This window comes from Rothia nasimurium (genome assembly GCF_928392795.1).
In the GTDB taxonomy this organism is placed as follows: domain Bacteria; phylum Actinomycetota; class Actinomycetes; order Actinomycetales; family Micrococcaceae; genus Rothia; species Rothia nasimurium_F.
The window spans coordinates 242387-267647 of the sequence record NZ_CAKMTJ010000001.1; the positions used below are offsets into that span (position 1 = coordinate 242387).

The 25261-nt window shown below is 59.7% G+C and carries 20 protein-coding genes and 1 tRNA gene; 15 read left to right on the plus strand and 6 right to left on the minus strand.

Annotation, left to right across the window (positions count from 1 at the left end):
* Nucleotides 1–88: 88 nt before the first annotated feature.
* Both L6963_RS01075 and L6963_RS01080 read left to right on the plus strand, forming a co-directional pair.
* The gene (locus L6963_RS01075; protein WP_237209137.1) at nt 89–3127 is read left to right on the plus strand and encodes a UPF0182 family protein; all 3039 of its coding nucleotides are present in this window, start codon (nt 89–91) and stop codon (nt 3125–3127) included.
* Between the two features lie 146 nt (nt 3128–3273).
* Nucleotides 3274–3350, plus strand: a tRNA-Met gene (locus L6963_RS01080).
* On the opposite strand, the gene L6963_RS11850 is transcribed toward L6963_RS01080, so the two are convergent.
* Nucleotides 3307–3660: a helix-turn-helix domain-containing protein gene (locus L6963_RS11850; RefSeq protein ID WP_423816795.1), complete on the minus strand. Its 354-nt coding sequence runs from the start codon at nt 3658–3660 to the stop codon at nt 3307–3309. The genes L6963_RS01080 and L6963_RS11850 overlap by 44 nt on opposite strands.
* A gap of 1017 nt (nt 3661–4677) precedes the next feature.
* Here L6963_RS11850 and L6963_RS01085 point away from each other — a divergent pair.
* Together L6963_RS01085 and L6963_RS01090 are read left to right on the plus strand one after the other, a co-directional pair.
* Nucleotides 4678–5313, plus strand: coding sequence for a hypothetical protein (locus L6963_RS01085; protein ID WP_237206317.1), 636 nt, complete (start codon nt 4678–4680; stop codon nt 5311–5313).
* 91 nt (nt 5314–5404) lie between these two features.
* Nucleotides 5405–6784 (plus strand): lipase family protein, encoded by a 1380-nt coding sequence (locus tag L6963_RS01090; RefSeq protein WP_237206318.1) that lies wholly within the window; start codon nt 5405–5407, stop codon nt 6782–6784.
* Between the two features lie 161 nt (nt 6785–6945).
* Here L6963_RS01090 and L6963_RS01095 read toward each other — a convergent pair whose 3' ends face one another.
* Nucleotides 6946–7857 (minus strand): hypothetical protein, encoded by a 912-nt coding sequence (locus tag L6963_RS01095; protein WP_237194421.1) that lies wholly within the window; start codon nt 7855–7857, stop codon nt 6946–6948.
* Between the two features lie 321 nt (nt 7858–8178).
* A complete protein-coding gene (locus L6963_RS01100) occupies nt 8179–8601 on the minus strand; it encodes a hypothetical protein (RefSeq protein ID WP_237194418.1) in 423 nt (140 codons plus the stop codon).
* Between the two features lie 329 nt (nt 8602–8930).
* On the opposite strand from L6963_RS01100, the gene udk reads away from it, so the two are divergent.
* The gene (gene udk, locus L6963_RS01105) at nt 8931–9557 is read left to right on the plus strand and encodes a uridine kinase (RefSeq protein WP_237194417.1); all 627 of its coding nucleotides are present in this window, start codon (nt 8931–8933) and stop codon (nt 9555–9557) included.
* 115 nt (nt 9558–9672) lie between these two features.
* On the opposite strand, the gene L6963_RS01110 is transcribed toward udk, so the two are convergent.
* Both L6963_RS01110 and L6963_RS01115 read right to left on the minus strand, forming a co-directional pair.
* A complete protein-coding gene (locus L6963_RS01110; protein ID WP_237194416.1) occupies nt 9673–10389 on the minus strand; it encodes a PspA/IM30 family protein in 717 nt (238 codons plus the stop codon).
* A 185-nt stretch (nt 10390–10574) separates the two neighbouring features.
* Complete coding sequence (locus tag L6963_RS01115) at nt 10575–12596, minus strand: TPM domain-containing protein (RefSeq protein ID WP_237194415.1); 2022 nt, start codon at nt 12594–12596, stop codon at nt 10575–10577.
* Nucleotides 12597–12852: 256 nt separating this feature from the next.
* Between L6963_RS01115 and L6963_RS01120 the strand changes: the two genes are divergently transcribed.
* Entirely contained in the window at nt 12853–14307 is a 1455-nt protein-coding gene (locus tag L6963_RS01120) for a S1C family serine protease (RefSeq protein ID WP_237194410.1), read from the plus strand.
* Here L6963_RS01120 and L6963_RS01125 read toward each other — a convergent pair.
* Nucleotides 14304–14771 carry a tRNA (cytidine(34)-2'-O)-methyltransferase gene (locus tag L6963_RS01125; RefSeq protein WP_237206319.1) on the minus strand — a complete coding sequence of 156 codons (468 nt, stop codon included), beginning with the start codon at nt 14769–14771 and terminating at the stop codon, nt 14304–14306. The genes L6963_RS01120 and L6963_RS01125 overlap by 4 nt on opposite strands.
* 146 nt (nt 14772–14917) lie before the next feature.
* On the opposite strand from L6963_RS01125, the gene L6963_RS01130 reads away from it, so the two are divergent.
* The 9 genes from L6963_RS01130 (at nt 14918) to hpf (ending at nt 25036) form a co-directional block, all read left to right on the plus strand.
* Entirely contained in the window at nt 14918–16150 is a 1233-nt protein-coding gene (locus L6963_RS01130; RefSeq protein WP_237206320.1) for a cysteine desulfurase family protein, read from the plus strand.
* Nucleotides 16151–16322: 172 nt separating this feature from the next.
* The gene (gene mnmA / locus L6963_RS01135) at nt 16323–17516 is read left to right on the plus strand and encodes a tRNA 2-thiouridine(34) synthase MnmA (RefSeq protein WP_237206321.1); all 1194 of its coding nucleotides are present in this window, start codon (nt 16323–16325) and stop codon (nt 17514–17516) included.
* Nucleotides 17517–17652: 136 nt separating this feature from the next.
* The gene (locus L6963_RS01140; RefSeq protein ID WP_237194402.1) at nt 17653–18033 is read left to right on the plus strand and encodes a chorismate mutase; all 381 of its coding nucleotides are present in this window, start codon (nt 17653–17655) and stop codon (nt 18031–18033) included.
* A gap of 58 nt (nt 18034–18091) precedes the next feature.
* Nucleotides 18092–19198: a hypothetical protein gene (locus L6963_RS01145; RefSeq protein WP_237206322.1), complete on the plus strand. Its 1107-nt coding sequence runs from the start codon at nt 18092–18094 to the stop codon at nt 19196–19198.
* Between the two features lie 68 nt (nt 19199–19266).
* On the plus strand, nt 19267–19950 hold the full coding sequence (gene mtrA, locus L6963_RS01150; protein WP_237206323.1) for an MtrAB system response regulator MtrA: 684 nt from the start codon (nt 19267–19269) through the stop codon (nt 19948–19950).
* 3 nt (nt 19951–19953) lie between these two features.
* Entirely contained in the window at nt 19954–21657 is a 1704-nt protein-coding gene (mtrB, locus tag L6963_RS01155) for an MtrAB system histidine kinase MtrB (RefSeq protein ID WP_237206324.1), read from the plus strand.
* Nucleotides 21647–23341, plus strand: a complete 1695-nt coding sequence (locus L6963_RS01160; RefSeq protein ID WP_237206325.1) for a GerMN domain-containing protein — start codon at nt 21647–21649, stop codon at nt 23339–23341. Before mtrB ends, L6963_RS01160 begins: the two co-directional genes overlap by 11 nt.
* Nucleotides 23342–23409: 68 nt before the next feature.
* Nucleotides 23410–24216: a ComF family protein gene (locus tag L6963_RS01165; protein ID WP_237206326.1), complete on the plus strand. Its 807-nt coding sequence runs from the start codon at nt 23410–23412 to the stop codon at nt 24214–24216.
* Between the two features lie 172 nt (nt 24217–24388).
* Nucleotides 24389–25036, plus strand: coding sequence for a ribosome hibernation-promoting factor, HPF/YfiA family (gene hpf / locus L6963_RS01170; RefSeq protein ID WP_237206327.1), 648 nt, complete (start codon nt 24389–24391; stop codon nt 25034–25036).
* The last annotated feature ends 225 nt before the right edge of the window (nt 25037–25261 follow it).

The window sequence follows — 25261 nt, forward strand, 5'->3', positions numbered from 1 at the left end:
TTATATGTAGCGTCGCCCACTGTGCGGCGTCACCCACCACACAGGCCGCATCTTTGCGGCAGACACGAAACACAACTGAAGGATACCCGTGAGTACCGGAAGCACCCCTCCCCGTTCATCATCACGCGCTCCTCAACGTAGAAACCGGCCGCTGACCGTGACCGTGGCAATCATTGCCGCCCTGGTCGTAGCCTTTGTTTTTGCAACCCAGGTGTACACCGACGTCCTCTGGTATAACCAGCTGGGCTACCTCAAGGTTTTCATCACTCAAAACCTGACCCGCGGTGCCGTCTTCCTGGTTGCAAGTATCGTTGTAGGTATCGCCGTCTGGGCCAGCCTCTACTACGCCTACAGGCACGGCCAACTACAGACTCCCAGCCCTCGCCGCCGTCCTACAGGGCCCCGAGTGGATGCCAACGGCAACCCTGTGCCCGACCCCTACGGCGATATGCAGGACCTCTTCAACCAGAACATGGAGCGCTACCGCCAGGGTATTGAGCGCATGCGCAAGGCCCTTCTGATTGCTGTACCGGTTCTCCTGGGCGCCTTCGTCGGCAGTGGGGCGATGACCCAGTGGGAGACCGTCCTACTCTTCTTCCAAGGCGAAAGCTTTGGTACCACAGACCCCGAGTTCGGCCGCGACTTGGGCTACTTCATGTTTACCCTGCCCTTCCTCAATGTGGTGACCGGCCTGCTGAGCACCGCCATCATCTTCTCAGCGATGGCAGCTTTGGTCATGCACTACTTCTACGGCGGCATCGTAGTGGGGGAGCGCGGTATCACTACCACTGTGCACTTCCGCCGCCACATCGCAGTGCTCGGTGCCCTCTTCATTCTGCTGCGCGGCATCACCCTGTGGTTGGCCCGCTACAACGCAACCCAGGACCAGTCTGGCTCCTGGGCCGGTGCTATGTATAGCGACGTCAATGCGATCATCCCGGTGAACGCGATTCTGGCAATCGCCTCCCTGCTGGTCGCTGCCCTCTTCGTCCTGGCCGCCGTGCGCGGGAACTTCCGTCTGCCCATTATCGGCACCGCCGTGCTGGTGATTGCTTCGCTGGTCGCCGGTGGCATCTACCCCTGGGTTGTGCAGCGCTTCCAGGTCGTACCGAACGAACAGGCCGCAGAAGCCCCCTATATCCAGCGCAACATCGACGCTACCCGCGCCGCCTACGGCCTGGACCAGATCGAGGTTCAGAACTACGACGCCACCACCTCAACCGCAGCGGGTGCCCTGCGCGGTGAGAGTGAGACCATCTCTAACATCCGTCTGCTCGACCCCAACGTGGTCTCCGGCGCCTTCGCCCAGCTGCAGCAGTTCCGCCCCTACTACCAGTTTGGGCAGAACCTCTCGGTTGACCGCTACACCATCGACGGAACCGAGACCGACACCGTTATCGCCGCCCGCGAGCTCAACCCCGACCAGAATGCCGGGTCATCCTGGGTTAACCAGCACGTGGTCTACACCCACGGCTACGGCGTTATTGCCGCCTACGGCAACCAGGTTGAAGCTGACGGTAAGCCCAAATTCATCCAGTCGGGTATTCAGGCAACCGGTGCAATTAGCGGCGACTACGAGCCCCGCATCTACTTCGGCCAGAGCTCACCCGACTACTCCATCGTGGGGGGCACCGCCGAGGACGAACCGCTAGAACTTGACCGCCCCCAGACGGCTGACGACGAAAGCGGCGCGGACGCCAAATACACCTTCAGCGGCAACGGCGGCCCCGTTATCGGTAACGCCTTCAACCGTCTGGCCTACGCTATCAAGTTCCAGTCCTCAGATATTCTGCTGTCGGATGCCGTCCGCCCCGAATCCCAGATTCTCTACGACCGTGACCCCTCAGAGCGCGTGAAGAAGGTTGCCCCCTACCTGACCGTAGACGGCAACCCCTACCCGGCTATCATCGACGGCCAGGTGCTCTGGATTGTGGACGCATACACCACCAGCAATCAGTACCCCTACTCGCAGGCAGCCCAGCTTGATAACGCAACCTCGGATTCAGAGACCGCATCCGGCGTAACCCAGGCCCTGCCCAGCCAGCAGGTCAACTACATCCGTAACTCGGTCAAGGCCACTGTAAACGCCTACGACGGCTCGGTTACCCTGTACGCCTGGGATGACCAGGACCCGGTTCTGAAGAGCTGGCAGAAGGTCTACCCCGATACTGTGCGCCCCTACAGCGAGATGTCGGCTTCCCTGATTGAGCACGTGCGTTACCCGCAGGATCTTTTCAAGGTGCAGCGAGAGATTCTCAATGCTTACCACGTGACCAATGCAAATAGTCTCTACAACGGGGACGATCGCTGGTCGATTCCCAACGACCCCACTAACGACAGCGGCCGCCCCCTGCCCCCTTACTACATGTCCCTGCAGATGCCGGGTGAAGACTCAGCTCAGTTCTCACTGACCACCAGCTTCATCCCCCAGCAGTCAGACAGCAACACCCGTAACGTCATGTACGGCTTCCTCTCCGCTAACGGTGACGCCGGTACCGGTAAGGACGGCGAAAAGGCTGAAGGCTACGGCAAACTGACCCTGCTTGAACTGCCCCGCTCCTCGGTGGTCCCCGGCCCCGGCCAGGCCCAGAATGTCTTCAACTCCGATACCGCTGTCTCGACCGAGCTGAACCTGCTGCGCCAGGGTGCCTCCGACGTCATCAACGGTAACCTGCTGACCCTGCCCGTGGGTGGCGGCATCCTCTACGTCCAGCCGGTCTACGTGCAGTCCTCCGGCGATGCCGCCTACCCCTCTCTGCGTCGCGTCCTCGTGGGCTTTGGTGAGCAGGTCGGTTTTGCACCCACCCTGGAAGAGGCCCTGGACGAACTCTTTAGCGGTTCCTCCGGCGCTGAAACCGCCGCTGACGCCGGTGTGGATGAAACTGAAGCCGCCCAGGCAGCGGATGGTACCGCTACCAACACCGATAGCGCTAGCCTGACCGGTGCCCTGCAGGACGCCCGCCAGGCGATGCAGGACGCGGACGCCGCTATGAAGGCTGGCGACTGGGCCGCCTACGGTGAAGCCCAGACCCGTCTGAACGAAGCTCTGCAGCGCGCCATTGATGCTGAAGGTATCGAGGGCACTGCCACCACCGAGGCAAGCCCCAGCCCCTCACCCTCCAACTAGGAGTTAGGCTGTAGCAGGCTTAGGTAGATAAGGACGCCGCCTCCCGCACTCAGCGGGCAGGTGGCGTCCTTTTGTGTAGAGTGCATCACAAATGCCAGTTTTGGCTTGCACTGCTTGCGGGAAGTGCGTATAGTTATATGAGTCGCCGCGGGGTGGAGCAGTTCGGTAGCTCGCCGGGCTCATAACCCGGAGGCCGCAGGTTCAAATCCTGCCCCCGCAACCATTTGATAAGTCGCTCCGTTCGGTATGAATCCGATCGGGGCGACTTTTTTCTTGCCCTTTTCATCTTCCATATATTCGGAAGTGGGTACACGAGAGACTAGAAATGAGTCGCCTAGTAGCTCACTAAGGGAAAGATTTAGAATCCCGCCAATGCTCAGAAGTTCGTTCATTGTAAACGAAACCTCAGCGCGCATTTTGAGTGAGACATTAGCAGCGCTAATGCCAAGACGATTAGCGAGCTCCTTCTGGGATAGACCTTCTCGGCTTAGGGCTGGCTTGATTTTGCGAGTTATAACTTGATTGACCCCAATTGATAGGGGACTAGGGGTTTATAACTGAGGAAGTAAAATAAAAAGAAACCATATCATTCCATGTCATGCAGAATGATATGGTTTCCTTGTCAAGTGGCGGAGAGCTCTAATCCTTGTTCCTGCCGATGTTCTTCTGTAGATATTCGAACCAGCCAAAAAAATTGAGCGCTAGTACGCAGGGTATTACATAGAGCAAGAGCCCTGTCCAGGAGAAGGTTATGTCCTCAGTGCTGTTTCTGACCAAGAGGTCTATGTTGAACTGGAGTCGTAGGAAGTAGATGAAAAGTCCTAGTGCTAGCCCAAAAATGTTCAATGGAACAAGGTGTTTCCAGAGGGTATCTTTCGAACGGGTTGTATTGCTCATTTATACCCTCAGATCCTTGCAAGCGTTGACGATATCCGTGTAGCCTATGACACGTCCAAGAAGAAAACTCATTTCTTTGCCCCATCTTTCTGTAACTATGTCTTGCGTATTTTATTGGTCTTGGTTATTGAGGATTTCGCTCATTCCTTGTGCAAACTCGGTAACTCCACCTATTAAAAACGTAAGCCTCAAGAATAAACGTCCTTGATGAAATCAGGGAAGGCTAGTTGTTTAGAGGTTCACCAGCATCGTGCTCATTGAGTACCTTGATAGTTGCTGCAACCGTGGTAGCTGTCAGTACTGAGATGCTTGCGCTCGCTGCCACCAGGGTTGTGGCTATCGGGGTAATTAAATGTCTGGAATTCATCACCATCGTTCACCTTTCCGCTTTAGTGTAGCAAAAATCTGTTTGTTTTTACCCACCCTTTTTTAGGTTGCATGATTGTGACGAAGGGTTGAGTTTCATTGTTTGAGCAGGTTCGTGACTTGAGTTGAACCTTTGTGATGTAAAACTTATTAAAAATTTAAATAATTAATGTGTGCAGTCGTACCTGAAATGCTTTACCGTGATACTTTTTAGTATCACTCATTCGCGCCAGCTTTGGGCTCGCACCCCGTGAAGGCTGGCCATCACTGCAAGAGGAGCAACAAGTATGACTGTTGCCAATAGAAGAACCCTAACTCGCGGAGCTCTCTGGGCTGCGCCCGTCCTCCTGGCATCTGCTACGATTCCTGCCTATGCTGCCTCCCAGCTGGGAACCGCAAAGACAACTGCGGGCAAGTACTACCATATGGTTTCCACGACAACCCCTTCAGGTTGCAACGTCAGTACAAATCCCCAATACGGTTATATTGATACCCTGCCCTACCGTTCGCAAGCCGGCAACTCCAATGCTAACCGAGACCCGAACACCTCAAGCGGTTACTGGGTCGAGGGTACCGCCGGTACCGTTAATAACGTCACTATCGTGACGACCTATACCTTTAACCGCGCAATCCAGCTTGATACCTCTTCGACCAGGTGGGGTGCGAATATTATCCCCTCCGGCTGGACCGTCACCCAGGTTGATAGCTCCACCATCCGCGTTACCTACACTGCAACCACATGGAACGTATCTACTACCGTTGTCGGTTCTGGGGATGCAACAGGTTTCTTTTTGAACTTCCACGTTACTGATGGCTGCTATCGTTCCAGAACAGTCACCATCAGCTCGACCACCGTCATGACCTATTTCGACGCCAACGGCAAGCAGACCTTTACCAAGAACACAGGTTCTTCCGGTATCTAGGTAGGCATTGCCTATCGTTAACTAGCTGTACACTGTGAGGGTGCTGAATTCTTCTTGGCACCCTCACTCGCATTTGTTTATTAGGGAACTCATGTCTAAATACACACCACGCCACGCCGCGCCCAAAAACACTGGAAAACGTCGGGCAACGGCTCTTTCACTCACCGCCCTGCTGGCCCTGAGCATGGCCCCGGCCAACGCAACTGACACCGCACCCCTGACAGAAAACAGCCAGGCCGTACAAGAAGCAGAAGCGCTCATTCAAGAAGCCCTCACCAGCGAGGGTAGCAGCCCCGCAGCTATCTACAACGATGCCCCCGAAGCGCTCACTAGCGTAAACTTCTACGACGCTCCGGCCCAGCTACCCGCCGCTAACGGCGCCCTCATCAAGAAGGAAAACTTCACCTTCAAGGTCGACGCCAACAACGTCATCGCCCACCCCGTAGCCCAGGCCCAGCGGATTATGTATAAGTCCACCGACCACCGGGGCAACCCTGTAGCTGTCACCGGCACCGCACTCACCACCACCAAACGGTGGGCTGGCCCCGGCGAGCGTCCTATCATCGCCATGGCCCCCGGCACCCAGGGCATCGGGGACTCCTGCGCCCCCTCCAACCAGTTCGCAGCGGGAACCGAGTACGAGAGCCTGGTCGTTACCTCCTTGCTGAACGCGGGCTACAACGTCGTCATCACCGACTACATCGGCCTGGGCACCGCTGGCACCCACAGCTACCTCAACCGCGTTGACCAGGGCAATGCGGTGCTGGACGCCGCCCGCGCAGCTACTGCCGTTGACCTCGGCCTGGGTAGCGCTACCTCACCCATCGGTCTCTGGGGCTACTCCCAGGGTGGCGGCGCGGTGGCGTCCGCCGGTGAACTCCAGGCTAGCTACGCCCCCGAACTCAACCTCAAGGGTATCTACGCCGGCGCCGTCCCGGCTAACCTGCAGGCCGTTACCAGCTTCATCGACGGCGGTCTTTACACCGGTTTTTCCCTGATGGGCGTAGTAGGCCTGGCCGATAGCTACGGCATCGACCTGAGCCACAAGCTCTCAGCCGAAGGTCAGGCAGCCCTTGAAACCGTGCGGGAGCAGTGCACCCTTGACGCCGTGGGTACCTTCGGTTTTAAGAACACCCGCACCCTGACCGCCAGCGGCCAGACCCTGGCCCGTGAAATGACCACCGACCCCCAGGTCTCGCAAATCATGGCTCAGAATAACCTGGGCCAGCAGGGCCGCAACCCCCAGGTGCCCATTCTGATTGCTTCGTCCTGGGGCGATGACGTGATTCCCTACCAGACTAACCGCCAGCTGGCTGCCGACTACTGCCAGCAGGGTTCCCGCGTCACCTTCTACACCCTGGCCGGCGTCACCCACGTGGCGGGTATCTTTGAGGGTATTCCCCGCGGCCTCATCTTCCTAGACCGCCAGTTTAAGAGTCTTCCCAGCATTAACTCCTGCTGGCAGTTCTAGGGTTTAACCGAGACCGTGTATCTATACCAGTAGGCCCGGGTCACCTTACGGTGGCCCGGGCCTACTGCACGTCTTTTTCGGGTGCCTCTCTCACGGGGAGAGGCTGACTCACGGTATAGGCAACTCCTTTACCCTGTGCTAACTGATGAGATAGAAAAGGTTTAGATACCTGCTGACAGGTAGCTGACCACGCCCCAGGGGGAAGTAACGGTAACGCGGTACTGGGTCTTGATGACCGAAGCGCTGGTGGTGGCAGCATCGCCGTAGGTTGCTGCCGGCATGCGGGTCATGAAAGACACCACGCTGGCACCGGCCTGACCGTTGGCAATGTTGCTCATGACCTCAATATCCCAGCTCCAGCCGTCGCGGCCGTCTGCTGTGGTGTAGTGGTTGCCGTAGCCCCAGGTGTGCATAGTGTTCTTGGTGACCATAGGAGCATCTGCAAAACGCAGGTAGTTGTAGAGCTTTGCATAGGTGGTGTCTGCACCCTTGAAGTCGTCGTTGAGGCGAATCATGGGGACGTTTGCACCAACTCCGCGGGTACCGTTGGAGCCATAACTTGCACCGCCGTTTGTAAAAATAAAGCGGTCGCTACCGGTAGGAGTGGGGCGATAGACCACATCACCTGCAACGTTTTCGATAGTTACAGAAATGATGGTTCCCTGGCCTACACCATCGATGCCGTTCACTGAGTTGATGTCAGCATCAGGCTTACCGCCTGCCGGGTAGGTCGGAGGCCAGGTGTTGGCGGTTGCGCTTGAGCTAGCGAGGGGGTTGCCTGCCTGAGCTCTGGGTAATGAATTGTCGAAAGTAAATGCTTGCAGCCCGGTAGCGCAGTTACTGGTGGGGTAGACGGCCCACTCAAGCTCTTTAGCTACAGAACCGGTGAAGTTACCCTGGGAAGGCCAGACATTGGACCAGGGGGCAGAAACAATTTTTCCGTAGGTGCAGTTATCTTCAACTACGGGGGCGGACGCCGCAAAAGCAGGTACAGATGTGCTGGCAAGAATGACGGGGGTTGCCCAGGCTGCTCCGCGTGCCAGGGTGCGACGCTGGATCTGAGGTGTAGTCACGGTAGTTTTCCTCTAGTGGTGGTGCAAGGTTATGGATGATTCTGTAACAGCTGTTGAAACAACAGTATCACCAAATCGTTTATTTGACACGTCCGTGTTCGAATGCTGAAAAAAGCTTTTCTGGTGATACACAGAAAAAGCCTAGTCATACCTTTTTTGTCTAGAAATTTTGGGCTAAAAAAGTATTTTTGATATCTAGCTAACTTTGTGCTTGCCTCTATGAAAGGACGCCTGTGTTTCCATTGTGAGGTGGGCGGAAAGCAAAAAGGCTGGCCGCACCTGGTGGTGCGGCCAGCCATTGTGTGTGAAGACTAGGGGAGCTTAGGCTGCGTGAGCCCAGTGGCCTGCAAGATCTGCTGCGAGCAGGGTTCGCAGGGTGGGGGTGTACTGGGCGGGGATGCGGCTGAAGCGATAGCCGTCGATAGTCAGGGTGTTACCCAGGAAAGGAAGGTTTGTCAGCTTGGCCTGCTCAAGTGATTGCAAGTCAAGCGAAAGGCTGTTTCCGGCCTGGAAGGAGTTCTTGAGAATCAGAACTCGCTCGTTGGTGATAACCAGAAGGGAGTCGCCAAAGCTGCCGAGCTTACCGGTCGCTACATCGACAACTGTCTCGCCGCGCACCATGGAATCAGCCATGTGGAGAGCCTTGTGAAACTTCTTGAGCCCACCGTGGGAAGAGTGGCGCTTGACTGCAGAGCTCAGTGAGGCGCTGGTGTAGGTGTCGGTGGCCCAGTTTGCAAAAATCATGGTGCTCTTCCTGTGATAACTGGTGGGTTGTTTGTGAACTGTACCCAACTATACACATATTTGTCCCCCAAAGGGCAGGTGATGCTCAAAAAATTTGTCCCCCGTTTCTTGAATCACCTTAGATCACCCCCTGTTTGGGCTAGTGGGGCCTTTTTCTGGGAAAATGCTGGGGGATAGCGTGTGATAAAAATTTACCCGTGAAATATCGTGCTAGCTAGAGGGGGAGCTTGTGCCAGGTTTTTGGGGGACAAGGTCCTGTGGCTCCTGTCCCCAAGGGGGCATGCCACAATAGATAGCAGTACTACTTCGATCTCAAGGGCTATACGCACATGAAACCCCTCATTATCGGTATCGCCGGTGGAACCGGCTCAGGCAAAACTACCCTGACTAACTCCCTGCTTGAAAAGTTTGACGGTCAGGTGGGTGTGATTTATCACGATAACTACTACAAGCGCAACGACCACCTCACCTACGAGCAGCGCTGCCTGCTGAACTACGATGCGCCCGAAGCCTTCGATAATGATCTTCTAGTGACCCACCTCAAGGCTCTCATCGAGGGTCAGACCATCGAGACCCCTGTCTACGATTTTGCGGATCACAACCGGTCGGATGAGACTCTCATTGTTGAACCTCAGCCCATTATCATCCTCGAGGGCATCCTAATTTTTGCTGAGCCCGAAATTCGCGACCTGTGCGATATCAAGCTCTTTGTTGATACTGATGCCGATGTGCGCATCCTGCGCCGCCTGCGCCGCGATGTCATTGAGCGCGGCCGCACCATTGAATCGGTTGAAGCCCAGTACCTCACCACCGTCAAGCCCATGCATGAGCTGCATGTAGAGCCCTCCAAGCGCCATGTAGACATGATTATCCCCGAAGGTGTCAACGTGGTGGCCCTCGATATGCTGTTCCACCGGATTACCGGCCAGATTGGCAGCCAGTCAGACCGCCCCTAGCTACTGCGGTCAGTATCGACTAATGCAGAGCTGTTAGCTCCTGTAGATACAAAGGCGGGGCCCACCTCCTAAGGAGGTGGGCCCCGCTGTATAGGGTGACTCTTGTTGAGTCTGTTTACTGCTTGCCGGCCTTGAGGGCTGCTAGGCGGGCATCGAGTTCTGACTGACGGCCAAGTTCTTCAAGATCGTTGAACTGGGCATCGAGGGAGGACGCCGCGAGTTCCTGCTGGCCGCGCACGCGGGCTTCCTCACGGCGGACCTTATCTTCAAAGCGAGAGATTTCGCTGGTGGGGTCCATGACATCAAAGGCCTTGAGGGCGTCATTGACCTGGGACTGGGCAGTAGCTGACTTTTGGCGGGCAACGAGTTCATCGCGCTTACGCTTGATTTCGTTCAGCTTCTCCTTCATCTGGGTCAGGCCGGTCTTGAGCTGTTCAACCACAGCGGTCTGAGACTCAATCTGAGGCTTGATCGCTGAAGCTTCGTTCTCTGCCTGCATCTGGCGGCCCAGGGCGATCTTGGCCAGGTTATCGAACTTGTCAGCGTTGGCGGTGTCGCCTGCTGCGCGGAATTCGTCAGCCTTATTGGAAGCTGCCAGGGCCTTGGAGCCCCATTCGTTTGCCTCGCGCAGATCTTCGGCGTGGTCTTCTTCCAGCATGCGCAGGTTACCGATGGTCTGGGCAACAGCCTGTTCTGCTTCGGTAATGTTGTTGGTGTAGTCACGCACCATCTGATCGAGCATCTTCTGGGGGTCTTCTGCGGCATCAATCAGGGCGTTGATGTTGGCCTTGGTGAGCTGGGCGATACGGCTGAAAATGGTCTGCTTAGCCATGAGAGTACCTTTCTGTGGGGTGAGGAAAGCATGAGCGGGCTTGCTGTGCCTTCTTTTATTCTGTCAAGGGGTGGGCTAGATAGTGTTCTGCCACACCTTGTAGTTACTACGTTGTCAGCGAAAACTAAGCCTGTGCACAGGCCCAGGCTGGAGCTAGCTGTGAGAGACGGACGGACGCCGGTGGGCTAGAAGTTGCCCCCGGCACCTCCGCCGTCGCCCCAGCTGCCTCCACCGCCGAAGCCTCCGCCAAAGGTGCCACCGCCCATACCGCCGCCGAAGCCACCTGAGCCAAATCCACCTGATCCGAAGCCGCCGCCGGAGCTGTGGTTGCTGCCCCCGAGTAGGGTGCCGAGCAGGATGCCGCCCAGCATAGCTGAGTTGTAGTTACCGCCGCTGGAGTAGCCGTTGCGCTGGTTGAAGCGGTCCACGTCGGAGCGGGCGATGCGCTGGGCTTCCCCGGCGAGGCGGATAGCGTCATTGGCGTGGGACAGGGCAGCGATGGGGTCGCTGTGCTGGAGCTGCTGGGCCTCACCGAGGTGGCGTTCTGCCTCGCGCAGGCGGGTGCGGGCTTCGGCCTTTACGCCGCCTCGTCGTGCCCAGACATATTCGCTTGCTGACGACACCTGGGCCTGGGCCGATACCAGGGTGTGCCCCAGGGTTTCGCGGGCGCTGCGCTCTTGTTCGTGGGTCTGTCGTACAGAATCTAGGGCAGTATCTAGGTCTGATCGTACTTCGTGGAGCCGCTGGTTGAGCAGGTAGGGGTCAATCAGTCCGGCGGAGCGTTCGGCCCGAATCTGGCCGAGCACAGCCTGAACCCCGGCGGCAGCACCGGAGAGCTGGCTGCTGCTGCCTGCCCCCGTGCGGGCTAGTTCCTGGGCTTGGGCAACGTCGCGATCAGCCAAAATCAGGGCATTATCGAGTGAGGCTGCCATCTTGCCCAGGTCGGTTTCAGCGTGATGAATAGACTCGAGTAGCCCCTTGGCCTGGCCGAGAGCTTCTTCACCGGCCCGCAGGGCGAGAATGGCCTGGCTTCGCTGGGTGCCCAGCAAGTCTTCTGCCTCCTTGGCCTCTTGCCGAGCAAAATCTAGGCGGGCCTGGGCTTCACTGATGTTATCTGCCACCGCCCCGAAAGCGCTGGGGGAGTAGAGGGTGCTGAGGCGGTCGAGGGCTGCCTGGGCGGCGGGAAAGAGCGATGCTGCTGAGGCTATGCCCTGGTTGAGGGTGGCGAGAGCCTGGGGCGCGGTTTCTTCAAGCTTGCGCAGGTTGGTGAAGTTGGCAACCTGCTCGTTGAGGGCCTTCTGGGCGTCCCCGGTACGGGCAAGAATCTCGTTCAGCCAGGCCCGCTGGTCAGCTTCGGTATCGGGGATTTCATCGTCCAGCTGTTTTTGCAGCTGGAAGGAACGCTGCATGTGGTTCTTAGCCGCCTCGATGGCAGCCAGGAAGGGTTTGACCTCGTCATCGCCGTACTGTAGCCGGGCGAACTCGACCTCCTGCTGGGAGTGGGCGATGGCGTCATCGGTGGCGACCAGCTGGGCACCTGCCCGGGTACGCAGCTCTTCGATAGAGGGCAGGGGCTGGGATGAGCTAGGCTGCCCGCTGCGGCTGCCGCCTGTGTTTTTACGCGCGGACGCCCGTGAGCGGCTAAAAGCCCAGGCCCCGCCGCCAGCGACGGCGGCTACACCCAGGAGGGTAGCGCCACCCACGAGCGCTCCCGAAGCACCTGATGCCACTGAACCAGAACCGAGTTCAGACTCGATGCCGGTGACCGCAGCCAGCGCAGCGGCCTCGTAGTCGGAGTTCGCTAGCTCAGGGTAGATGTAATTCTGATAAATCTTCTCCTGCTGGCTCGTAGAAAGAACCGAGGTAGAGCCGGCCATAAAGTAGGCCTGGCGGGCTTCGGTAGCGATGACCAGTACTACGTCGTTGGTGCCCATATTGTTGAGGGTGGCAAAGTCGCTGGTCCACTCTGAAGAAGAGCTCGGGCTTTCGAACTGATCAATAGTTACAACAAAGAGATTGACCTGTTCGTCACTGGCAAGCTGACTGATGGCGTCCTCTAGCGAACTGGTGTCCCCTAGAACCGAGGTGGTGTCGCTGACCCGAACCCCGGCGTCCAAATCGTAGGGAGCCGCTGCCAGGGCAGCGGGCGATACTCCCAGCGCCAAAGCAAGGGCAAGCAGGGCAGTGGTGGCAGGTTTGCGTGACATGGGGTCTCTCTTCTAGAGGTCAGCGGTACTTGAGCACTATTGTAGCCCTGCTCACCCCACTCCCTTTTGAGGTAGCTAACGGCGTTCACCCTCAGCTCAGGGCGATGTGCTCATCAGCTCTATGTACAGCAAACACACAGCTTTGCTTCATCTCTAACACAGACCTATAGCGCATAGTGGGAGCTAAGAAAACACCGCAGGTGCACCTCTTGAACAGGTGCCCACATCAAAAGATCTCGAAAGAAAGCTGCTTGAGATGTCACAAAACTCGTGGGAACCCACTCCCGATTCGTCGTCCGCTGATCGTACCGTTCCTATGAACCAGCAGCAGGTAGCGGCCTCCGCCGCGGGCGCCTCCAGCCAGGACGACCCCACCACCGCTTTTGCTGCCCAGCAGGCTCCTGCCGCCGGGGCCTACGCCTATGCAGGCGCTACCTCCGGTGCTGCCTACACCGGTGACTACGCTGCTCCTACCGGCCAGCCCGAACAGAACAAGGGCAAGCACGCAACCCGCACCGTCCTAGCAGCAGCTGCTATCGCTGCCCTGGTCGGTGGCGGTATCGGCGGTGGGGTAGTAGCCGCAACTTCCACCGGTTCAGCCTCAAGCATCACAACCACCAGCTCGGGCACCACCATCGTCAATAACACCGATTCCGTCAACGCTGTTACCGCTGCTGCTGCCAAGGCAACCCCCTCCACTGTCACCATCGCAGCCACCTCATCGAACGCGTCCGGCTCCGGCTCCGGCGTTATTCTCGATGCTGAGGGGCACATCCTCACCAACACCCACGTGGTCACCCTCGACGGGGCCACCGCTAACGCCGCCATTGAAGTTCAGCTTGCCGATGGTAGCGTCCGCTCCGCCACCGTGGTTGGCACCGACCCCACCAGCGACCTGGCCGTCATTAAGCTGGACGATACCAGTGGCCTGACCCTCACCCCCGCTACCCTGGGCGACTCTGATGCCCTGAATGTTGGCGATACCACCGTAGCCATCGGTGCACCCCTGGGACTGTCTAACACCGTGACCACCGGTATCGTCTCGAACCTGGTACGAACCATCGAGGTAGCCTCATCGGCAGCCGATGAATCCACTAGCGACTCCGGCAGCAGCACCACCGACCCCTTCGGCAGCTCGCCCTTCCAGTTTGAGATTCCCGGCCAGCAGAGTCAGAGCACCACCTCAAGCTCCACTATCGCCATCAACGTCATCCAGACCGATGCTGCGGTAAACCCCGGCAACTCCGGCGGCGCCCTCATCAACTCCAACGGTGAAGTAATCGGTATCAACGTGGCTATTGCCTCCACCGACTCATCCAGCACCTCCACCAGCGGCAACATCGGCGTTGGCTTCGCTATCCCCATCAACTACGCCAAGCGGGTAGCCCAGGAAATCATCGATAACGGCTCAGCCACCCACGGCATGCTGGGAGCTACCGTCTCTACCTCACCCGCCAACAACGACTCATCCGAAGCCTTTGGCGACGGTGCCCTGATTCAGGAAGTTACCAGCGGAGGAGCGGCTGCAGCCGCCGGCCTGAAGTCAGGCGATGTTGTCACCGCCGTTGACGGGCGCAGCATCAGCGAGGCAGCCGAGCTGACCGCCGCCGTCCGCCAGGCAGCAGCAGGTGACACCGTCACCCTCACCGTTGAGCGCAACGGCTCAACCCAGCAGGTCACCGTGACCCTGGGAGATGCCGCTAACAGCTAGAGGGTTCCACCAGCAAAGCCGTGCTGGCGCCAGGCCTCAAACACCGCAATCGAGGCACTATTAGCCAGGTTGAGGGAGCGGCGGCCCGGAACCATCGGAATCTTGACCCGCTGGGTAACGTGCGGGTCATTCTGTACGTGCTCAGGCAGCCCGACCGATTCGGGGCCAAACATGAGCACATCCCCCTCTTGATAGTCAATATCAGCGAAGTTAGTGGTGGCCGTGGTGGTAAAAGCAAAGACGCGGGCCGGGGCTAGGGCCTCCCAAGCGTCCTCGAGGGTCTCGTGCACGGTCATGACCGCCAGGTCATGGTAGTCGAGGCCAGCTCGGCGCAGGTTAGCGTCCTCAAAGTTAAAACCTAAGGGCTTGACCAGGTGCAGCTCTGCGCCGGTGATAGCTGCAAGGCGAATCGCGTTACCGGTATTGCCGGGAATTTCAGGAGTATAAAAAAGAATCTTGAACACCCCAACAGTTTACGCGCCCGCCGCGAAATAAAAGCGCGATGGGAGCTGTTGAGAGGGTGAAGCAGTCCATAGCCTGCCCCAAGAGCGGGGGAGTATGATGGAAGGCTGAATTGTTTTGACCAATCGCCACGGAAAGGCCAGCGCCCATGCCCCGGGTCTACCTGGACCACGCCGCCACCACCCCCATGCTCCCTCAGGCTATTGATGCCGTGGTGGAGCAGATGAAAGTGGGCGGCAACCCCTCGTCCCTGCATTCAGCGGGCCGTTCTGCTCGCGCTACCGTCGAGTACGCTCGCGAACGTATCGCGCGGGTTGCCGGCTGCGACGCCGCCGAGATTATCTTTACCTCCGGTGGTACCGAGGCAGATAACCTGGCGATCAAGGGGCTCTACTGGAAACGCCGCGAAGCCAACCCGGCTGCTACCCGCATCGTTGTATCGGGCATCGAGCACCACGCTGTGGGCGATGCCGTTGAGTGGCTGCAAGCCCACGAGGGGGCAGAGGTGAGCTGGGTAGCTCCGGACGCTAGCGGTGTAGTCAGCGCCGAAGCGGTTCGACAGGCGGTGGGTGAGAGCCCAGAGACGGTTGCCCTGGTCACCGTCATGTGGGCCAACAACGAGGTGGGCACCGTGCAGCCCGTCGCAGAAATCGCCGCGGTAGCTGCTGAACTCGGCATTCCCTTTCACACGGATGCCGTCCAGGCCTTTGGCACCCTGCCGGTGAACTTCAAGGAATCCGGCGCCACCACCATGGCCATCTCAGCCCACAAAATTGGCGGGCCCATGGGAATCGGCGCCCTCATCGCCACCCGCAGCGCCCAGCTCATGCCCGTACTCCACGGCGGCGGGCAGGAACGCTCCGTGCGCTCAGGAACCATTGACGCCGCCTCTATCGCGGGCTTTGGCGCAGCAGCTGCCGAAGCAGGGCAGAACCTACTCGCCGAAGCAGGCCGCCAGGCCGAATTGCGAGACCGCCTGATTGAGGGCGTCCTAGCAGCTGTTCCCGAAGCCCAGCTGCGCGGGGCCGCCCCCGAAAGCGCCCAGGACCGAGCAGCCGGCATCTTCAGCCGCCTGCCCGGCAATGCCCACTTCACCTTCCCCGGCTGCGAGGGCGACTCCCTGCTCTTCCTGCTCGATATGGCAGGGGTAGAGTCGTCCACCGGCTCAGCCTGCAACGCCGGGGTGCCCCGCCCCTCCCACGTCCTGCTGGCTATGGGGCTGAGCGAGGACGAGGCCCGCGGCGCCCAGCGCTTCACCCTGGGGCACACCACCACCGAGGACGACGTCACCGCCCTTCTTACCGCCCTCCCCGACGCCTGGGCCCAAGCCAAAAAAGCAGGTATGGCAGGCCACGCCCCGGACGCCGCCCGCTGGAACTAGCTCGATAAGGCGGTAGCCCGGGCAGGCACCTGGCCACGACCCTCTCGGGACTCGCGCGGGGCGCTCGCCCGATTCACGCCAGCCCCGAGCCAGCGGCCAGGGTTGCCTGCCCGCCCCACCGCCCAAACCCACCGCCCAAAACTTCAACTATTACTGAATGTAGGACTTAACCATGAAAATTCTTGCTGCTATGAGCGGTGGCGTGGACTCGGCCGTTGCCGCCGCCCGCGCCGTTGAAGCTGGCCACGAGGTGGTTGGCGTGCACCTGGCGCTCTCCCGCATGCCCGGCACCCTGCGCACCGGCTCCCGCGGCTGCTGCACCATCGAGGACTCCATGGACGCCCGCCGGGTCTGCGACCAGCTGGGAATTCCCTTCTATGTATGGGACTTCTCCGAGCGGTTTAAGGAGGACGTGGTCGATGACTTTATCTCCGAGTACGAGCACGGCCGCACCCCTAACCCCTGTATGCGCTGCAACGAGAAAATCAAGTTCGCGGCCCTGCTGGAGAAGGCCGTGGCCCTCGGCTTTGACGCTGTAGTGACCGGCCACTATGCCAAGGTCATTACGGACGAGAACGGCAACCGGGAGCTGCACCGCGCAGCGACCTGGGCCAAGGACCAGTCCTATGTTCTGGGTGTGCTGACCCACGAGCAGCTCAAGCACGCCTGGTTCCCTCTGGCCGATACCCCCTCCAAGGACGAGGTGCGCGCGGAGGCCGCCGAACGCGGCTTCTCGGTAGCTAAGAAGCCCGACTCCTACGACATCTGCTTTATTCCCGAGGGTGATACCCGCGAGTGGCTCGAAGAGCACATCGACATGACCGAGGGCGACATCAAGGACACGGACGGACGCGTGCTCGGCAAGCACCGCGGCTCCCAGGCCTTTACTGTGGGCCAGCGCAAGGGGCTGGCCATTGGGCACCCTGCCCCCGACGGTAAGCCCCGCTTCGTGCTAGAAATCCGCCCCAAGACTAACGAGGTCATCGTGGGCGGTAAGGACCTGCTCGAAATTGACGAGATCCGCGGTATCCGCGAAACCTGGGCCGGTCTGCCTGTAGAAGAAGCTGCAGCCTTCCTATCCGAAGAGCCCGTAGAAGGTGCCCGCTCGGCGTCCTTTGACGTCACCGCCCAGGTACGAGCCCACGCAGACCCGGTGCCCTCAACCGCCCACCTGGAATGGGTAGCCGACGACGAAGCCGCTGAGCCCGGTGCCCTGCGCCTGGAAACCGTGGTGCGCCTGCACGAGAAACTGCGCGGTGTGGCTCCTGGCCAGACCATGGTGATTTACCAGGGCACCCGCGTGCTGGGCCAGTCCACCATCGCCCGCGCCTACAGCCTCGACCGAGCTGACATCACCGCTAAGTAACAGATTCCATGAATAGGTGAAGCAGGCTCGCGCTCGCTGCTGAACCATTTGAAGCTTCTACACCCGGATAAGTCCACAGGGTGAAATCTGTGGGCTTGCCCCTGCAAACAGCACCTGAGGTTTTTAGACTAAACACATGAACACAACTCCGAAGGCCCACGATGTGCAGGCCCACGCTGACTTTGATACCCGCGCCACCTCGATGACGGGGGTTGACCCGGCAGTATTGGAGGAGCTGTTTACCATGCGTCAGACCATCGACAATATGGACGCAGCCCTGGTACATATTCTTGCTGAGCGGTTCCGCGCAACCCAGCGCGTTGGCCACCTCAAGGCTGAGCATTCTCTGCCGGCGGGGGACCCGGGGCGGGAAGAAGCCCAGATTAAGCGCCTGCGCTCGCTGGCTGAAGCTGCCCACCTTGACCCGGAGTTTGCCGAGAAATTCCTGAACTTCATTATTTCTGAGGTTATAAGGCATCACGAGAAGATTGCGGCTGAGGCCGAACAGAAGTCCTAGCCGCTCAATTTTCAGCCCGCAACCTACGGCCACCGGTAGGTGGTAGAAAGAGTTCCCTATGCCTGTATCGAGGCCTGCTCGCCCTGCCCTGTATTTGCCGACCGATGCCGAAATGCTGGCTGCTCGTAAGGACCTAGAGAGCCCGCTGACCTTTGATGAGCACCTGACGGTTCGGGCTACCGGCCTGGGCGCCTGGGCAGGGGATGATGTGTTCGATGCGGTGACCCGTGTCCGCGGTGAGCTGGGGGAGCCCCATATTAGTTACCTGCCGGAGCTGGCTGACCGGGGCTACCGGGCAACCCTGCTGGCACGGTCGATTGCGGCCCTTGATGGGTTGAGCGCGGACGGCACCGCCGCGGGTTGGCGGCTCACGGGTGGCTATGCCGCTGAGGGGGAGGCTGCCAGGTCGCTCCTGGAATCTGATATCAATATCCTGGCGGACGTCGTGGGGAAGGAAAGCGGTGCTGCCCCCGGAACCATTAAGTTGCGTCTGCTGGGGCCGTTGAGCCTAGCTGCCAGTACCTACTTAACCAGTGGCGAGCGCGTCCTCTCAGATCATGGTGCCCGACGCGATGTTGCTGAGGCCCAGCGGGCTGGTTTTCACGGTGTGGTGAAGCTGCTGAAGCAGGCTGTGCCCGGCGCGCAGGTGCTGGTGCAGGTAGAAGAGCCTCTGCTGGTTGAGGTGGCGGCAGGTCAGTTGCCGACCTCTAGCGGCTACCGTACGCTGCGGGCTGTGCCGCGTCATGAGCTGGTGACCCTGCTGGGGGCTTTGCACGATGAGCTGGAGGGCTTGGGTGCTCAGGTCGTCACTCGGACTGATTATGTGAAGCTGCACCCTGAGGTCAGACAGACCCTTGCTATCCCCCTGCTGTCGATGGCAGGCCAGCCTACCTCGGCCTGGGAGGCCCTAGCCCCCCGCCTAGAAGCTGAGCGGGGGCTTTACCTAGAGGTTGTTGACCCGCTGGTCCGAGTGCCTGCTGGCGACCTGGCCCGGGGGCTGTGGCGCACCTGGTCGGATCTTGGTCTGGGGAAGAAGCTTCTCAACCAGCTGGTACTGACCGAAACCGGTAGCCTGGCTGCCACTGACCCGCAGCGGGCTACCACCGTGCTAGGGCACCTGACCGAGACAGCCCGGGCCCTGTCTGAAATCGCCCAAGACGCCTAAACCGGCTCACTGCCTAACCCCGGTACACTAGGGGGAGGCCCATTGTGAACCTCACCAGGAGACCCACCGTGAAAGAAACCATTCTTGTAGTTGACGACGACGATGCCCTGTCAGAGATGGTGGGTATCGTGCTGGCGCAAGAGGGCTACGAGACGGTCTTCTGCGACGCCGGTGACCGGGCCTTTGAGGCTTTTGCTACCCACCACCCCGGTTTGATCCTGCTGGATTTTATGCTGCCGGGTATGGACGGTATCGAGGTCTGCACCCAGATTCGCGGGGAGTCGGACGTGCCCATCATCATGCTGACCGCTAAGGGCGATACCGAGGACGTGGTCAAGGGGCTAGAGGCTGGTGCCGATGACTACATGACCAAGCCCTTCAAACCCGCTGAGCTGCTGGCCCGCGTCCGCGCCCGTCTGCGCCCGCGTGAAGACCGCCATAACGAACCACTGCGTATCGGTAACCTCACCATTGACCTGGCAGGGCACACTGTGAGCCGCGAGGGTGAAACGATTCAGCTCACCCCTCTCGAATTTGAACTTCTGGCGAACCTGGCCCGCCAGCCCGGCCAGGTCATGACCCGTGAGGCTCTGCTGGGTAATGTGTGGGGCTACGAAAAGACCGTCGATTCTCGCCTGGTCAACGTGCATATTCAGCGTCTGCGCGCCAAGATTGAGCGCGACCCCGAGAACCCCGAGATCGTGCTGACCGTGCGCGGTGTGGGCTACAAGGCCGCGGCAGGCCAGCGCTAAACAGTGGCTGGTACTTCACCTCGCGCGTCCGCTCGGACTACTGCTCCCGCTGGCCCCTCCCGGGCCTACGGGCCCCTGGCCAGCGCCCGCAGGCTCTGGCAGCAGTCCCTACAGTTTCGCGCTGTGGTGGCAGCGGCCGGCCTGCTGCTGGTTGCCTTCGTCTTTGTGGGCTCTTTTATCTCCCACCAGATTGCTAACTCCCTCTTCCGGGGCAACTTAGAGCAGGCCCTCGAAGAGTCGTCGGCCGGTTTTAGTAATGTGCAGACCCTGATCAACGGCTCTGATGCCACCGGCCGCACCGAGATCCAGCGCGATGTCTCGCGTTTCTTGACCGTACTCGAGAGCAGTAGCGCCGATAGCAACCGCAACTGGGTGCTTCTCAAGGACGCGAACGCCACCACCGATGGCTTTATCGTGGAGCAGGCCCAGAGTAGCGAGGTCACGGTCAGCGACGTGCCCCAGGCGCTCGCCCAGAGCGTGAGTGAGGGCACGGGGATTTACTGGCAGTCTTCGAGTATTACCTCAGCGGACGGACGCCGCACCCCGGTTCTGGTGGTCGGCACCAGTATCTCGATACCCCAGAACCCCGACTACTCCCTCTACCTGATTTATGACCTGTCGACCTCGCAGGCGACCGTGCAGTACATCAACCTGGTGGTCTGGGTGGGCTTCGGCGTGCTTCTGGTCGTGGTGCTAACTATCGTGTGGATGATTGCCCGTTTTGTGATCCGTCCGATCAGTTCTACCGCTATCACCGCTGAGAAACTGGCAGCCGGTGACCTGGATCAGCGTGTGCTGGTACGCGGCCAGAACGAGACGGCGCGCCTGGGTATGTCTTTTAACCGTATGGCTGACTCCCTGCAAGACCAGATTTCTCGCCTTGAGAAGCTGTCAACCATGCAGCAGCGCTTTGTCTCTGACGTGTCGCACGAGCTGCGCACCCCGCTCACAACGGTGCGCATGGCAGCCGATATGCTGCACGATAACCGCGATAATATGGAGCCCCTCTACAAACGCTCCACCGAGCTGCTCTATAACCAGGTGGACCGCTTCGACTCCCTGCTGGCTGACCTGCTCGAAATTTCCCGCTTCGATGCCGGCTCCCAGACCCTCGATACGGTGTCGGTTGATTTTATGGCTGTGCTCGATGAGGTGCTCAAGGCTGTAGAACCCCACCTGATGCGCACCAACACCAGTTTGACCGTGCACACCGACTACACCGAGATTATGGTCGATATGGACCACCGCCGCATTGAGCGGGTGCTGCGCAACCTGCTGTTCAACGCCGTAGAGCACTCCGAGGGGCAACCGATCGACGTGTACGTTGACGCTACCGAAACCACCCTGGGCGTGGCGGTACGCGACCACGGCATTGGCCTGAGCCCCGAAGAAACCGAGCAGGTCTTCAACCGCTTCTGGCGGGCCGACACCTCCCGCAAACGCACCCTGGGCGGCACCGGCCTGGGGCTCTCCATCGCTGCCGAGGACGTCCGCCTGCACCAGGGCACCCTCGAAGCCTGGGGAATCAAGGGGCAGGGAGCCAGCTTCCGCATGACCATCCCCATCGACCAGGACGTGCCCATGGGCCCCTCCCCGGTCTTGCTGAGCGGCGAACCCCTACCCCCGCCGTCCGCTCCGGATACCGGTGCCACCCCGACCGTGAACCCCGACGCCTCAACCCCCTCGGAGCCCACCGTTGAACCCTAACCTTTCCCGCCGGTCAGCTCTCGGCCTCGCCCTCAGCTCTCTTGCGACCCTCACCGCCTGCGCCGCCATTCCCACCGACGGCGAAGTCAACCACTACGCCGACCCACAAGCTACGGGGAACACCTCTACCACCGGCAGCACACCGGAAGGACCCGCCCCCGGAGCCCGCCCTACCGATATCATCGAGGGCTTCTTACACGCGGGAGCTGGAGTAACCGACGACTACAGCGTAGCCAGACTGTACCTGACTGAAGACCTCGCCCAGTCATGGAAGCCGGACGGACGCACCCTGGTGTACGATTCATCGTTCACCACGGCATCCGTCAGCGACTCAATCTACCGGGTGATAGTTCCAGCGAGCACCCTGGTCGATGACCGGGGACTGGCTACCTCGTACACTACCGTGGCTGATACCGAGATGGAGTTCGCTCTACGGCAGGTGGATGGGGAATGGCGTATCTCATCCGCTCCCGACGGAACGGTACTCAGCAGGGCTGAGTTTGCGGACGTATTCAACCCCTTCACCCTCTACTTCTACGACCCCACCTACACCTACGCTGTGCCCGATGTGCGCTGGTTCGCCGAACGCACCACGGTAGCTACCTCCCTGGTGAGGGTACTCCTTGAGGGGCCTGCCCCCTACCTCACCGGGGCCGTTGCTACCGCAGTACCTGCCGATACCAGCTTGACTCGGAACTCCGTACCCATCGATAACGGGGTAGCTGATATCCAGCTCTCCGGGGGATCCGCCCTCACCGCAGCTAGCGCCCTGGAAACTGAGCGCCTGCGCACCCAGCTCACCCAAACCCTCACTACTCTTGCCTCGGTTACCACGGTTCAGCTCACCATCAACGATCAGATCGTGGCAGCCCCCACCCTAGAAAACTACCGGGAGCCCGCAGTCAACCCTGAGGTTGCCAGCAACATCGTGGGTATTGAAGATAACCGCCTCATCGCACGGGCAGCCCTTGATGATACAGCCAGCCAGCAGACCATCGTTGAGACCTCTGCCCAGGCTCTCATTACCCTGCCCGCTATGAACTACACCCGTAACTACTACGCCTACACCAATACGGGGCAGAACGAGGTGTGGCTGGCTAATTCCAACGGCGCTCGCTCGGTCTATCGGGGCACCCACGTGTTGGCCCCTTGCTTTGATCACCAGAACTGGTTGTGGGTGGGGGAGCAGGACGGCTCCGTGCGGGTTATCGCCGCAGGCCAGGAAGATAGTAGCGCTAAGGACGTCACCAGCTGGACGGACGGGGAACTCCTGCACAGTATTTCTATCGCCCGTGACGGTAGCCGAGCTGTGTTGGTGACGTCATCTGTTGACGGAAGTAATTACGGGGCCTGGGTATCTGCTATCCGCCGATCGGCAGACGGCACCCCCACTGAGCTCCTTGACCCCGTACAACTGGGGGCAGACATGAGCCCGCGGGGTGCAGAATGGGTCAGCGACGTTGAGGTCTTTCTCTGGAATAGCGATACCACCCAGACCGAGCTGGTTTCGTTGACCGGTGAAAATGCCCAGTACGATTCCCTGCAGGGCATTACCCGCATCGTTACGGGTAACGTTATCGACCAGGCAGTAGCTATGACCCGCGACGGTGGGCTCTATATCGTTGCGGGCCTGAGCTGGACCCGCATAGAAAGCAGCCTCAGCGAAATCAACTACGCCGGCTAAGAGAAATGGTCTGGACCACTTATCCCCAGCCCTGGCAGGTAGCCGCCTGACCCTGCCAGGCTGGGGGTATGACGTCCACCCACCCTCTTCTGCCCGATATGCTGACCAGCTGGCGGCAGACCACAGAACTCTTCTTCCCCAGGGTCTGCGCCAGCTGCCAGACCTACGGGCCCAGCATGCTGGCGTCCGCTGCCCTCTGCCCCCTGTGCGACCGGCTGGTGCGCCTGGCCACCCTCAACCTACAGACCATTACCCTGCCCGGCACGCAGCTGTCGGTGGTGTCTGCTGGCCGCTACGAGCACGAGCTGGGGCGTTGCGTCCTTGCCTACAAGGACGCCGGCCGCACAGACCTGAGCCCCTACCTCGCTTCGGCTCTGGCCCGGGCCCTAACCTGCCTGTTAGAGCTGAGCGAGGGCGAGCTGGAGCCCGCAGAACCCATCTATCTGGTTCCCCTGCCATCGAGCAGAGCTTCTGCCCGACGGCGAGGCTACGCCCCCGCCCCGCTCCTGGCCCGTGCAGTGCTGCCCCTGTTGCGCTCCCCGGTGCCGGTCAAGGTGGCGGACGCGCTCGCCCAGGTTCCTGCCTGGAAGCGGGGAATGCGCGGTGCCAAAGGTGCCCAAGCCCAGAAAACACTGGGCCTCGAAGAGCGCCACCGGCAGATGCAGGGAAAACTTACCCTGGGTAAGCCTGCCCTGCACCAGCTGGGGCGTTACTACCGTCTAGAGGGGGCCCGCTGTCTGTTGGTTGACGATGTGTTCACCACCGGAGCCTCCCTGAGGGAAGGCTACCGGGTGCTGACCAGTCAGGGCGCCACCGTGCTGGGCGGGGCAACGATTGCCTATGTTCCCAAGCGGCAGCCATATAGCACAGGGTGAGGTGGGTCACCAAAATATTGAGTCCTTCCTGCGAAAAGAACCGTAAAAGCCTTAAAAAAATGACTTAGGCCACAAAAGGGCGTAGAGTTGCGTTAAGGAATCCACAAGATAGATTCCCCAATACCCGGCAGTCACAGGGTCGGGTATTCACCCCCTGAGAATGGAGGGAATTGTGGAACTCAACATCACCGGCCGCAACGTCAAAGTAAGTGAACGTCTGCAGGAACACGTTGAAAGTAAGATCACCAAGTTCGAAGCTCTAGGTGACAACGTAACTGACATCGAAGTCAAGTTCACCAAGGAAGGCCAAAACGGCCCCGCGGCTATCCGAGTGGAAATCACCGTTATCGGCCGTGGCCCTGTGCTCCGAGCAGAAGCAACCGGTCAAGATAAGTTCGCAGTTTTCGACGAAACCTATGGAAAGCTCCTAGAACGCCTCCGTCGCGCCCGTGACCGCCGCAAGACCCGTCGCGCAGGGGGCAAGCACCCCGTATCGGTCTCAGAAGCAACTGGCTCACTGCCCGTTATTAGCGACCAGGTCGCCCTCACCGAAATTCAGACCGAAGACCTACCCGTCGAAGAGGCGGCTTTCGCTGGAGAATACGACCTACATGAAGAGGCAGACTCACCCATCGAAATCCGTCAGAAGACATTCCCCGCTGATTACCTGACCCCCGAAGAGGCAGTTGACCGCATGGAACTTGTAGGCCATGACTTCTTCCTCTACGTCGATAAGGCAACCGGATCCCCCGCAGCGGTCTACCGCCGCAAGGGCTGGTCCTACGGCGTCATTACCCTCGAAGAAGGTACTACCGACTAAGGTCGATACCAGCCCGGCCTAGGGCCCTCTGCCATACTCCTACCGCAGGTAGGGGAACGCAGGGGGCCCTGCCCTGTGCCCGGCCCTACCCCTGTGAATCTAAAAGGTAGGCCCGTCAAGCCCACAGGTGAACGGCCCCAGCCCGTTTGCGGACTAAACTAGAATAGAGTGAGCACGGTGGGCTCACCCTGCCCACCTCCCATACCAAACCAATCAAGGAGCAAA